The organism is Paenibacillus sp. JCM 18996, assembly GCF_055392555.1.
The window spans coordinates 3,809,994-3,822,104 of record NZ_AP043884.1; the positions used below are offsets into that span (position 1 = coordinate 3,809,994).

General features: G+C 52.7%; 15 protein-coding genes. 11 read left to right on the forward strand and 4 right to left on the reverse strand.

Annotated elements, in window-relative coordinates; all coding sequences use genetic code 11:
- Positions 1-13 precede the first annotated feature (13 nt).
- Positions 14-1,282, reverse strand: coding sequence for an urea ABC transporter substrate-binding protein (gene urtA, locus ACZ5N7_RS18865; protein WP_464656129.1), 1,269 nt, complete (start codon positions 1,280-1,282; stop codon positions 14-16).
- Between the two features lie 311 nt (positions 1,283-1,593).
- Here urtA and ACZ5N7_RS18870 point away from each other — a divergent pair, with 311 nt between their 5' ends.
- The 6 genes from ACZ5N7_RS18870 to ACZ5N7_RS18895 all read left to right on the forward strand — a co-directional run bounded on the left by ACZ5N7_RS18870 (position 1,594) and on the right by ACZ5N7_RS18895 (position 6,499).
- Entirely contained in the window at positions 1,594-1,899 is a 306-nt protein-coding gene (locus ACZ5N7_RS18870) for an urease subunit gamma (RefSeq protein ID WP_464656130.1), read from the forward strand.
- A gap of 16 nt (positions 1,900-1,915) precedes the next feature.
- Positions 1,916-2,293 carry an urease subunit beta gene (locus ACZ5N7_RS18875; protein ID WP_464656131.1) on the forward strand — a complete coding sequence of 126 codons (378 nt, stop codon included), beginning with the start codon at positions 1,916-1,918 and terminating at the stop codon, positions 2,291-2,293.
- Entirely contained in the window at positions 2,290-4,005 is a 1,716-nt protein-coding gene (gene ureC, locus ACZ5N7_RS18880; protein WP_464656132.1) for an urease subunit alpha, read from the forward strand. The genes ACZ5N7_RS18875 and ureC overlap by 4 nt, the downstream gene beginning before the upstream one ends.
- Positions 4,006-4,319: 314 nt before the next feature.
- On the forward strand, positions 4,320-4,982 hold the full coding sequence (locus ACZ5N7_RS18885; RefSeq protein WP_464656133.1) for an urease accessory protein UreF: 663 nt from the start codon (positions 4,320-4,322) through the stop codon (positions 4,980-4,982).
- 52 nt (positions 4,983-5,034) lie between these two features.
- Positions 5,035-5,694 carry an urease accessory protein UreG gene (ureG, locus tag ACZ5N7_RS18890; RefSeq protein WP_464656134.1) on the forward strand — a complete coding sequence of 220 codons (660 nt, stop codon included), beginning with the start codon at positions 5,035-5,037 and terminating at the stop codon, positions 5,692-5,694.
- Positions 5,687-6,499 carry an urease accessory protein UreD gene (locus ACZ5N7_RS18895; RefSeq protein ID WP_464656135.1) on the forward strand — a complete coding sequence of 271 codons (813 nt, stop codon included), beginning with the start codon at positions 5,687-5,689 and terminating at the stop codon, positions 6,497-6,499. Before ureG ends, ACZ5N7_RS18895 begins: the two co-directional genes overlap by 8 nt.
- A gap of 68 nt (positions 6,500-6,567) precedes the next feature.
- On the opposite strand, the gene ACZ5N7_RS18900 is transcribed toward ACZ5N7_RS18895, so the two are convergent.
- Positions 6,568-6,822, reverse strand: coding sequence for a DUF2164 domain-containing protein (locus ACZ5N7_RS18900; RefSeq protein ID WP_464656136.1), 255 nt, complete (start codon positions 6,820-6,822; stop codon positions 6,568-6,570).
- Positions 6,823-7,078: 256 nt separating this feature from the next.
- On the opposite strand from ACZ5N7_RS18900, the gene cyoE reads away from it, so the two are divergent.
- A complete protein-coding gene (gene cyoE, locus ACZ5N7_RS18905; protein ID WP_464656137.1) occupies positions 7,079-8,017 on the forward strand; it encodes a heme o synthase in 939 nt (312 codons plus the stop codon).
- A gap of 78 nt (positions 8,018-8,095) precedes the next feature.
- On the forward strand, positions 8,096-8,722 hold the full coding sequence (locus tag ACZ5N7_RS18910) for an SCO family protein (RefSeq protein WP_464656138.1): 627 nt from the start codon (positions 8,096-8,098) through the stop codon (positions 8,720-8,722).
- Between the two features lie 96 nt (positions 8,723-8,818).
- On the opposite strand, the gene ACZ5N7_RS18915 is transcribed toward ACZ5N7_RS18910, so the two are convergent.
- Positions 8,819-9,199, reverse strand: coding sequence for a toprim domain-containing protein (locus ACZ5N7_RS18915; RefSeq protein ID WP_464656139.1), 381 nt, complete (start codon positions 9,197-9,199; stop codon positions 8,819-8,821).
- Positions 9,200-9,369: 170 nt separating this feature from the next.
- Between ACZ5N7_RS18915 and ACZ5N7_RS18920 the strand changes: the two genes are divergently transcribed.
- Positions 9,370-9,624, forward strand: a complete 255-nt coding sequence (locus ACZ5N7_RS18920; protein WP_464656140.1) for a hypothetical protein — start codon at positions 9,370-9,372, stop codon at positions 9,622-9,624.
- A gap of 386 nt (positions 9,625-10,010) precedes the next feature.
- On the opposite strand, the gene ACZ5N7_RS18925 is transcribed toward ACZ5N7_RS18920, so the two are convergent.
- On the reverse strand, positions 10,011-11,246 hold the full coding sequence (locus ACZ5N7_RS18925) for an MFS transporter (protein ID WP_464659358.1): 1,236 nt from the start codon (positions 11,244-11,246) through the stop codon (positions 10,011-10,013).
- Positions 11,247-11,462: 216 nt separating this feature from the next.
- On the opposite strand from ACZ5N7_RS18925, the gene ACZ5N7_RS18930 reads away from it, so the two are divergent.
- Positions 11,463-11,612, forward strand: a complete 150-nt coding sequence (locus ACZ5N7_RS18930) for a hypothetical protein (protein WP_464656141.1) — start codon at positions 11,463-11,465, stop codon at positions 11,610-11,612.
- Positions 11,613-11,666: 54 nt separating this feature from the next.
- Positions 11,667-12,098 (forward strand): hypothetical protein, encoded by a 432-nt coding sequence (locus ACZ5N7_RS18935; RefSeq protein ID WP_464656142.1) that lies wholly within the window; start codon positions 11,667-11,669, stop codon positions 12,096-12,098.
- Positions 12,099-12,111: the final 13 nt, after the last annotated feature.

Sequence of the window (12,111 nt, forward strand, 5' to 3'; positions counted from 1 at the left end):
GTCCAAGGTTCGGTTATTTGGAAGGGGCGACTGCAGCTCCCCAAGTGTACGTTTTCAGCCACGGATCCGGTTTTACCGGCTTGCCGGAGTTCCATATTTCTTTGAATTGGCCGTCTTTCTGCACTTCACCGATGCGCACGGTTTTGTATACATGCTGGGTGTCGCCGTCGATCTGAAGTTTGCCTCCCGGCGCGTTATACTCGATTCCTTTGGCTGCGGCTTTTACTTTTTCCACATCCGTAGAGCCCGCCTTCTTGACCGCCTCCGCCCACAGATAGACTCCAAAATACCCCGCTTCAATCGGGTCGTCGGTTACCCGGTCTTTGCCGAATTTGGCCTTGTAGGCTTCAACAAATTTTTTGTTCTCCGGCGTATCTGTGGTTTGGAAGTAATTCCATACCGCATAATGGCCTTCCAGAATCGGTGCGCCGATGCCCCGGATTTCTTCTTCTGCGATTGAAACGGACATCGTTGTGATGTCTTTGGAGGTAATGCCCGCATCCTTCAGCTGCTTGAAGAAAGCTACGTTGCTGTCTCCGTTCAAGGTGTTGAAGATGACGTCGGGCTTTTCTTTTTTAATTTTGCTGATGATGGTGTTGTAATCGGTATGTCCGAGCGGTGTATATTCTTCGTCAACCAAGCTGCCGCCTTCGGCTTTCAGCTGTTCCTTGATAATCTTGTTGGCAGTTCTGGGAAAAACGTAGTCGGAGCCGAGCAGATAGAACTTTTTGCCCTTATTCTGAAGCAGCCAGGTGACGGCGGGCACGATCTGCTGGTTGGTTGTCGCCCCTGTGTAGAAAATGTTAGGCGACGTTTCCAGGCCTTCGTATTGAACGGGATACCAAAGCAGACCTTTGTTCTGTTCGACCACGGGAAGCATCGCTTTCCGGCTGGCGGAGGTCCAGCCTCCGAAGATGGCGGCGGCCTTGTCTTTTTGCAGCAGCTTCTTCGCTTTCTCCGCAAACGTCGGCCAATCCGACGCCCCGTCTTCGATGACCGGCTTCAGCTTCTTGCCGAGCACGCCGCCCTTAGCGTTGATCTCTTCGATTGCCATCAATTCGGCGTCTTTCACGGACACCTCGCTGATCGACATCGTGCCGGTCAAGGAGTGCAGAATTCCGACCGGAATGGTATCCTCACCGGCTGCCGTCGCTGCAGGCTTGGAATCGGCGGCTGCCGCTGCCGGTTTGGAGTCGGCCGGTTTGGCGCAGCCCGCAAGTACGGACGCGAACGTCATCGTCAGCGCTAATGCGGTTGCGAAGCTTTTTCTGGTGTGTCTCATTACGTCCCACTCCCTTTAGCAAATTTTGGTTTACACGAGAAATCATAAAGGCAGTGTGATTTTTATGTCAATATATTTAACACAAATTTTTTCATGTTAAGTATTTTTATTAATTTATGTTAAATTTATATGAAATTAGTCACTTTTCATGAATTTAAGCTTGAAAATCGAATATATTCTTGATTTAATGTAATAAAAACTTACATAAATTCATTTACAAGTTAAACAAATCCGAATATAATGGTGTAAAAAACTCCCATTATTCGGGAAATGTGCCGCAATTTCATTTAAAAAGTGAGGAGATGGTCGATGTGCAGCTTACGGAAAGAGAGAAGGAGAAACTGCTCCTGACGATCGCGGCCGATCTGGCGCGCAGAAGAAAGGCCAGAGGCGTGAAGCTGAATTATCCGGAGAGCGTGGCATTGATCACTTCGGAAATCCTGGAAGGAGCTCGGGACGGATTGACTGTTGCGCAATTGATGGAGCTTGGGACTAAAGTGTTGACCGCAGACCAGGTTATGGACGGAATTCCTCATATGATCCATGAGGTCCAGGTCGAAGCGACGTTCCCCGACGGAACTAAGCTGGTGACTGTCCATCATCCCATTACAGCTTAGAGAGGAGGCGGCGGCAATGATTCCTGGAGAGTACAGAACGGTGCAAGGAACCGTCGAGTTGAATGCGGGAAGAAAAACGGAGACGATCCTTGTGGTCAATATGGGCGACAGGCCGGTGCAGGTCGGCTCGCATTTTCATTTTTTTGAAGTCAACCGGGGTTTGAAATTCGCAAGGGAGCTGGCCTTTGGAATGAGGCTCGATATTCCGGCGGGTACAGCCGTCCGTTTCGAACCGGGGGAAGAGAAGCCGGTGCAGCTTGTGGAGCTTGGGGGCGGCAAGATGTCCTTCGGACTGAACGGATTAAGCCGGGGCGAGGCCTTGAAAGGGCAGATGAGCAAGGAAACGCGCGACGCGTGGAAGAACTGGGAAGCTGGAGGCGACGGAGGCAGATGAATGTGATGGATCGCAAGTCTTATGCCCAGATGTTCGGGCCGACCACGGGCGATGCCGTCCGGCTGGCCGACACCGAACTGTGGGTGGAGATAGAGAAGGATTACACCGTCTATGGAGATGAGTGCAAGTTCGGCGGGGGAAAGGTCATCCGGGACGGGATGGGCCAATCGAGCCGGGCTGTCCGGGCCGACGGAGTGCTGGATACGTTGATCACGGGTGCCGTCATTATTGACCATTGGGGGATCATAAAAGCCGATATAGGGCTCCGCGACGGGAAGATCGTCGGCATCGGCAAAGGGGGCAACCCGGACATCATGGACGGGGTGGACCCGAACATGATTGCAGGCGCCGGCACCGAAGTGATCGCCGGCGAAGGCCGGATCGTCACCGCCGGAGGCGTCGACTCGCACATCCATTTCATCTGCCCGCAACAGATTGAAACGGCGCTCGCCTCCGGCGTGACCACCATGATCGGCGGCGGCACCGGCCCCGCCGCAGGCACGAACGCCACCACGTGCACGCCCGGCGCATGGCATATGCGCCGGATGCTCGAGGCGGCGGAGGCGTTCCCGATGAACCTCGGGTTCACCGGGAAAGGGAACGCGTCGTTCCCCGAGCCGCTGATCGAGCAGATCGAGGCCGGAGCGATCGGCCTCAAGCTGCACGAGGACTGGGGAACGACGCCGGCAGCGATCGACACCTGTCTAGGCGTGGCCGACAGGTACGACGTGCAGGTGGCCATCCATACGGACACCTTGAACGAGTCCGGCTTCCTCGAGGACACCCTCGCCGCGATCGGCGGCCGTACGATCCATACGTATCATACGGAGGGAGCGGGCGGCGGGCATGCCCCGGATATTATCCGGGCCGCCGCCGAGCTGAACGTGCTTCCCTCGTCCACCAACCCGACGAGGCCGTACACGGTCAACACCATCGAGGAGCATCTCGACATGCTGATGGTGTGCCACCACCTGGACAGCTCCATACCGGAGGATGTCGCTTTTGCGGATTCCCGCATCCGTCCCGAGACGATTGCGGCGGAGGATATCCTGCACGACCTCGGCGCGTTCAGCATGATATCTTCCGACTCCCAGGCCATGGGCCGGGTCGGGGAGGTCATTATCCGCACATGGCAAACGGCGGATAAAATGAAAAAACAGCGCGGTCCGCTGTCCGCGGATTCCGAATACAAGGACAATTTCCGCGTCAAACGGTACATTGCCAAATATACGATCAATCCCGCCATTACTCACGGCGTATCGCATTTGGTCGGCTCCGTCGAGGAAGGCAAATTCGCCGACCTCGTGTTGTGGCATCCGATGTTCTTCGGCGTGAAGCCGGAGCTGGTGCTCAAAGGCGGCGTCATCGCCTACGCCCAGATGGGCGATCCCAACGCGTCGATTCCGACGCCGCAGCCGGTATACGGCCGGCCGATGTTCGGAGCGTTCGGCGGAGCTCTGCACAGCTCTTCGATCACCTTCGTTTCCCAGGCGGCTTACGATGCGGGCGTCCACGAGAAGCTGGGGCTGCGCAAGCGGGTGGAACCGGTGAAGAACTGCCGGAGCTTGACGAAGAAAGATATGATCCATAACGATTCGACGCCGCAAATAGAAGTCAATCCTGAGACTTATGAGGTAAAAGTGGACGGGGAACTTGCAACCTGCGAACCTGCGGAGGTGCTTCCGATGGCACAGCGGTACTTTCTTTTTTAACCGGTCATTTTTTCCGTAATTCACAGATTTCCAGCTCCCCGCCTGACATTAACGGAACGCAATTCCTCTATTTTGGGAAAACAGGGTTTTTACCCATCAATGTCAGCGTCTTGGCCATAAATAACGGAAGCACATTCCGTTAATTCCCGGAAATATCCGGGAAACGCAAGACATCTCGGCCTACATCCAAAAGAGAAACAGGGTATGGGGTGGAAATTTTCACGGGACGCCTTTGGTGTCGTTCTTCCCGCCGCATGCCGTAAGGAGGTGAACTAACGCTGAACCGACCGGAGCAGTTTCATTGGCTATCCTATATGCAGCTTCTCGATACCGCCCTGCCCGTCGGGGGCTTCTCCCATTCCTTCGGCCTGGAGTCGATGGTACAGGAGGGCAGGCTGTCCGATACGACGCAGCTCAAAGAATACATTCGGGCGATGCTTTTCCACAGCTGGGCACCCGGGGACACCATGGCCGTCAAGGCGGTCTATGTTTACGCGCCTGACCGAGATTACGAAGCCATTTGGCTTGTCGACCGGATGCTCCACATCCAGAGGAACGCGCTGGAAACCAGGGAGGGCCTCCACAAAATGGGCAAAAGGCTTCACAGGTTGGCCCGTTCCCTGTACCCTGACATGGATATTGCGCCACTGGAGACGGCGATCAGCGAACAGCGCTGCTTCGGAACCCATCCGTTGGTGCACGGCTGGATCTCCTATCAATTGGGAGTACCGCTCTACATGGCGGCCGAAGGATACTTGTACTGCTGTGCGGCAGCCTGCGTGAACAGCGCGCTCAGATTGATGTCGATGGGGCAGACCGAGGGGCAAAAGGTGCTCGCCGACGTGCTCCCTTATACGATTGAGGCGTGCAAGCAGGTTGAAGGGCAATCGCCGCTGGAGGCCTACTCCAACTCGGTGGGGGCCGAGATCGATATGATGAAGCATGCATCGCTGTATTCCCGGCTTTTCATGTCTTGACTCTTTTTCTCTTATGCTAGCGTTTGATAGCCATCTTAAAGGAGGAATTTTTATGTGCCAGGGACAAAATCATCACCATCAAGAGTGGCAGACACCCATATTGGGAAAAAACAGGCCCATACGCATCGGCATCGGAGGACCGGTAGGTTCCGGAAAGACAGCGCTGGTGGAGCGACTGGCCAAAAGAATGAAGGACCGCTACAGCGTTGCGGTTATAACAAACGATATTTATACGAAGGAAGACGCGGAGATCCTGATCCGGTCCGAGGCGCTGCCTGCGGAAAGAATCATCGGGGTCGAGACCGGCGGCTGCCCGCACACCGCGATCCGCGAGGACGCTTCAATGAATTTCGAGGCGGTGGAAGAGCTTGAGGAGAGGTTCGAAGACCTCCAGCTGATTTTTATCGAGAGTGGAGGAGACAATCTGGCGGCCGCGTTCTCCCCGGAGCTGGTCGATCGTTTTATTTATATTATCGATGTCGCCCAGGGCGAGAAAATTCCGCGCAAAGGCGGTCCCGGCATTATGCGTTCGGACATGCTGATTATTAACAAAATCGACCTGGCCCCGCATGTGGGCGCCAGTCTTCAAGTGATGGAGAACGACACGAAGCGGATGAGAGGCGATCGGCCGTTCGTGTTCACCAATCTGTTCAGCGGTCAAGGGCTGGATGAGATCGATCACTGGCTTGAACATGAATTGAGACATGCGTGAAGCGACATTAGCCGCTTCCTTCGACCGGCCCGCTGGCGGCGGAACCCGGCTGAGTGAAAGATATCACACTGCGCCGCTCAAAATCGCCAAAGCGTTCCCTTTTGACCACGGCCAGCTTGGGGTGTATATGATGGATGTCTCGCCGGGGATGATGGACAGCGACCATTACCGCATGAACTGGAACCTGAAGCCGGACTCCAGTGTGTACCTGACCAACCAATCGTTTACCAAAGTCCATCCCAGCCATACGTCGCCGAGTGTCCTGCAGCAGACAATTATAATAGAAGAAAAAGCGTCGCTTGAATACTTTCCGGAGCCAATTACGCTGTATAAGGCCGCACACTATGTGGGCTCGACGGAGGTACGGATGGGGGCCGGCGCCTCCCTGGCGATGGCGGAGATCGTTTGCCCCGGCAGATCGCTGCGGGGCGAGCTGTTCCAATACCGGCTGTACGATAACCGGCTGACCGTGTTTTATGAGGATGAAATGATCTATTATAACCGGCAGAGGATGGAACCCGGTGAGCATTGTTTACAGTCTCCCGGTTTGTTTGCAGAGCATACGCATTACGGTTCGTTCTTTGTTTTTTCGGATAAAATCGAACCTTGTCACGCAGGGCAGCTGCGGGATGCTCTCAATGACTGGGCACATCTGCGCTTCGGGGTTAGCCTGACCTATAAATACGGGTTGGCCCTCAATGTGCTCGGAGGCCGGGTGTGGGAATTGCAAAGCTTTCTCTCCGCGGCATGGGCGTCCGTCAGGCAAATACTGTTCGGGCTCCCGCCCCTCGCGGTTAGAAAATAACTTTCGCTCAATGTATGGTGGCGCTCCAAGATCCACTATTGCGATTCCGTCGAATGTTGATCATAGGTCTATCTCCGGACTTCGGTCTCCGGCCGTTCCAGCGAGTACAACTCATCTTCTATAGAAAGCATCCGCTCGTGCAGCAGTTTTCGCGCATCCTGCACCGCCTGGTTGTATATATACGGCCCGATCACTTTGATCATATGGTCCAAAAGCGCCTCCGCTGCAATGCTTCCGATCTCCTCCGAACGTTCCTGTATAAAATACTGCTGGACGGACTCCATCATCCGTTCTTTTTTTTCACGCGGCAATTTGCTGAACACGGATCCTCACTTCCCCCTTCGGCAATTTATTGCGGCAATCCACAAAATTACCATATTAATGAAGAATATTCCCTCGAAAAGGGCATCCTAATTTTACCGTATCAAAGCGATAGGGAGAATGCAAACATCCTGTGAATGTAATTCGAACAATGTATGAACTCTATTTGCAGTCTGTTGTCAAACCACGGCGGGATTGATATGATTACTTTTATGAAATAAGTCGTTTGTTTTAGGAAGATTTTGAGGAGGTCAAGAATTGGATAAAATTTTAACAGGAGAGATACTGCCAAATTCGCTTCCTGCGGAGGAATCGTCTCGGGCCCAGGCCCAGCCGGCGACTTTAAAGGATTTTATTATACTAACCAAGCCCGGGATCATTTTCTCTAACTCCATCACCGCTTTCGGCGGATTCTGGGTCGCTTCGAAGTGGGACATCCATTGGTGGACGCTGCTGTTCATGATGATCGGCACGGCGCTCGTTATGGCTTCGGGCTGCGTGCTGAACAACTATTTGGACAGGGAAATGGACGCCAAAATGGACAGCAAACAGGGCCGGATCCTCGTCAGAGGCGGCGTCCAACCGGAGGTTGTGCTCGTCTACGGAATTACGCTTGGGGTTATCGGACTGATGGTGCTCTTTTTCGGAGCCAGTCCAATGGCTTCCCTGCTTGGGTTGATCGGATTGTTCCTGTACGTATGGATTTATACCGCCTGGTTTAAGCGCACTTCGGTGTGGAGCACCGTGGCGGGAAGCTTCTCGGGTGCTGTTCCTCCTATGATCGGGTATGCGGCAGTACATCCGAACCTCGACGCGGGAGCCTGGATCCTGTTCGGCATCCTGTTCCTGTGGCAGCCGCCTCACTTTTGGGCTCTCGGCATCCGCAGAATGGAAGAGTACAGAAACGCCGGATTCCCGCTGCTGCCGGTAGTGAAAGGCACTTATGTCACCAAGATTTCGATGGTCCGCTATGTGGTGCTGCTTGTGCCGGTATCGATGCTGCTGTTCTTCTACGGCTACACGGGCTATATCTACCTGGCGTCGGCGATCGCGATGGGCCTTTACTGGACGTATCTTGTGGTGAAGGGCTTTAACGCGAAGGACGAAGACCAGTGGGCGAAGAAAGTGTTTATTTTCTCGATTAATTATCTTACGCTGCTGTTCATCATCATGGTGCTCGACACCGTGTCCAAATAAGCGCCAAGAATGCAAAAGGAATTTCCTCCGGGGATTCCTTTTTTCTTGAATTATCTCCCGTCCAGAAAGGAATGTCTGATGAATACGTCATTTTTCGCGAAAAATTGGTACAAAATGCTCGTCATGGCTGCGCTGATCGTTCTTATCGGAGTGATGGCTTACAAGCTGACGGCGGGCAAGAAACAAGAAGTCCCTTACATGAAAAAGGCTGCCGATTTCCAAATGCAGAACGTAGACGGAACAGCGGTGAGCCTGGCGGATTTGAAGGGGAAAACGTCGCTGCTCTATTTTTTCTGGGCGAATTGTCCCGACGTCTGTTCTCCTACAACCTATCGAATCTCCCAAATCCAGGAGAAGCTGAAAGAGAAGGGAGTTTTTCCCGGCAATACGGCACTCGTATCGATTACAATCGATCCGCAGCGCGACACGGCGAGTTCGCTCAAAGAGTTTGGAGGGCGCTTTCAAGCTGAATGGAAGGGATGGTATTTCCTGCGGGGGGACGAGGAGAAGACGAAGGCGCTTGCCAAGGATTACGGCGTATTCGTCAATAAGGAAAAGGACGGCAGCTTCACCCATTCCAATGTGCTGCTGCTGGTCGACGGCAAAGGGGATTTCCGCACCTATTATACCGCCGACGAAGATACCATTAATATAGATAGAATCGTGAGTGATATGGTGCAGGTGAGCAAGGAAACAAAAAAATAAAGGGGGATGGCAGTAGCTTCTGCCTTCGTATTTTTCTTGCCGACATAGGCATCACCGGCCCGATGGCTACAGGCGCTTGTCCTTTCCTGCACGGTGTTAATCGGGTTTATTCATTAGCACTTTATACGGGTCTTGGGGAGGGTAGACAATGTAATCGTCGAGGCCCGCTTTTTCCAGCTGCTGGATGAGGTATTCGTCCGGCGTCCCTTCTACCCCGGCATAGCCTCTTCTAGTGTAAATCTGCTCCGCATCGGGAAAAAGGTCTCTGAGCGCGCTCCGGATTTTTTTGCCTGAGGGATCGTTGTCCATGAACAGGTACACTTCATACACTTCGCGCTCACCGATCTTTTTGCGGAGGGACTCCAGTTTATGGGTATTCAGCGTACCGAAGGTGCAATAGATAGACACTTCATCGTGCAGCAGCCTCTTTAGGCGGCTTTTGTCGTTTTTGCCTTCCACTATGATCGCCGGATGCATGTCGTTCTCCTCGGATGGTATTTATTAACCCAATATACAACAAACAGAGAAGGGAAGCGACAAACAGGCGCACAGCATCGTGGCCGTACTATTTGTACGAAGTCAACATCAAATAATGATTGGGGTTTTGGATCGGAATAATATATAATGAAAATAGGGGGTGTTCAAGAGTGGATGAAATTTTGAATCGTATTTTAGACGAAATGAAGGAAATAAAGTCAGAAATGAAGGAAATAAAGTCAGAAGTGAATGACATAAAGAAAGCGCAGCAACAACACATGGAAATGACCACGCAATTAATTCATAGTGTCGCAAATTTGAACGGCGAAGTCGAAGAATTGAAAGATGAACTACAAGTAAGCAAGGGGTTGGCTATAACCGCTCTTGAGGAAACCTCCAGAATTAAAAGCAAACTTAAAAATTAAGAGGCAAGTTAGATTGGAATGGATCATCGGTATGCGCTTTGAACGAAATATATGGAGGAGAGGGAGCGATGATGCTTGCTCTTTTTTAGTTTTTTGACTGGGAAGTCGCGATTCTTGGTATAAGTAGACTCACTCACAGATCCCGCTGGATATATTCAGGTAAATTAAAGGGAGCGAAAGTGCGAGCACAAAAATGGACCATAACGGCAAATTTTTGCCGTTATGGTCCATGCCTCCAAGCGATAATGCCACGGTACTCTCTCTGAACCTATCTTTTTCCATGAAATCCGCCTGAGCGCCTCACTCCACAGCGGCCTAGGACATCAACGCATCGGCGAAAACACTGTACGTGATCAACTCGTGCGCGCACTCACTCTTACAGCCGCCTAGGCCATCGAACGCATCGTCCGGAACGGCAGCAGCGTCAAAGCCAGCATCAAGCAGGCAAAAGCGAGAAAGTACGAAGACATATGCAGCCTGAGCTGTCCGGCAACGACCGGGCCTATAAACGCGCCGATGGAGAAGGAAATGGAGAGCAGCGAGAACATCCGTCCATATCGGGAGGCGCTGGTCAAGGCAGCGAGCAGGGTGGACATCGCCGGGAAGATCACTCCCTTGGTCATTCCAATCAGGAACAGCGAGGCGTACAGCGGGACAGGCCAATGAACGGACATGCCGAAAAAGATGAGCGCGAGCGCCAAGCTGCCGAATATGGTGCGAGTGAAAGAAGAAATCCGGTTGAGAAACAGCATGCTGAGCGTAACCAATGCACCAAGGCTGACCAGCGAGAACAGGATTCCTGAGGTGAGCACAGAGTTCTGCGTCGATTTCATCAAGGGCAGTTCAAAGAACAGAATCCCTTGGGAGCAGGAGATGGCCAGAGGGATAAGAAAGAACAGCCACGGGATCGTCTCGTTCTGCGCAGGATCCGGCTCAGACATACCACTGGGCCTGCTGCCCGTGTTATTGCGGCCCGCATGGCCCTGTCCCCGGGCGCCATGTGCCGCTGGGCCGTGGCTGTTATGGTGGTGCATATGCCCAATGAGCATTCCGGCTTCTTTGCCGCCTGAGCCCGCTCTGTGCTCCTTCACCCCTGGAATCGCCAGAAGACCGGTAATAATGAGGCCCCAGCCGAGGAAAGAAAAGGAAGCGGCAAAACCGAACTTGGCTACCAGGTAGGCTCCGGCTGCGGGCGATACCACGGAAGCCAGCGTATGTACCAAACCGTTGCCCGCCATCAATTTTCCTTGATGCACCCGGTCTTTGGCGATTTTGGCGAGCATTGCCAGGCAAGCCGGCGACAGGAATGCCAGCACGAATCCGCTGATGGACCGGATAATGAGCAGCTGCCAGGGATCCGTCACCTTGGATTGAAAAATAAGCACAATCCCTGCTACAATCAAGCTGGTCACGATAAACATTTTGCTGCCGTAGCGGTCGACGCCGTATCCCGCAATCAGATTTCCGGGCAGGTGGGTGATCGAGTACATTCCAAGGATAAATCCGATAAATGAAGGCGCCGCCCCCAGCGACAGAGCAAATGGGGAGAGGATCGGGTACTGCGCGTGCAGATCAAAGAAAGCGACAAACATAAATAGATACAGCCATACCGCCGTTTTCACGGGCTTCACCACCTTGGACATCTGGTTTCTGTTTTTCCAATGAACATATCCGCGCCACAGCGACATTTTGATAGCCTTCTGACAGGGGCGCTGCCTTCTCATTTTGCTTCAGCGGCTCTCCCCCGATTTGTCCATTGGACGGTTTACTTACTTGTACGCTGCTTGTCTTCCGGTTAGTACGAAAATTTATACAAGCAGTCCGAAAGGAGGCTCTCTATGGACCCGGTCATTTTATCGGCGCTTGTTTTGCTCGCGTTATCGATTGTCTTCAGATTGGCCAGAACTTATAAAAACAGCAGAGGGAGTAGCGGGGAGGAGATCAGGCGGAAGCTGGAGATGCTGCGCAAAAAAAGGGATGAAGAGTAATCAGGCCCTATAGTATGATAGAATAGCAGGAATCAGATAGGGGAGGGATCCTTTTTGGATCAGTTGGCGGCTTTTGCGCAAGACCGTTGGTTTATTATCGTAGGGGCGATCATCGCTCTGCTAATCGTGATTTCGATCGTCAAGACGGTGCTCAAATGGGTGCTGGTTCTCGCCATCATCGCTGTGGTTCTATATTACGGCGCGAATTATAAAGATCAGCTTACCGGGCTCTCTAACAAAGCTGTGGAAACGGTGGCGCTCAGCGCCAAAGAAGGTGCGGTAAAAGCTATTACTGCGGAAATGAAAGACGCGAAGTACAACCAGAACCCGGACGGGACTTTTACGATCACTGCCAAAAGCATTACTGTGGAAGGCAAGCCCGGAGCGGACGAGGTGAAAGTGACTTTTATGAAACAAAGCTTCTCCGTCAAAACGGACGAAATGATCAAAGCCTTCATCGAACAGGCAAAGAAAAACACAAATTAACTGATTTTGAACA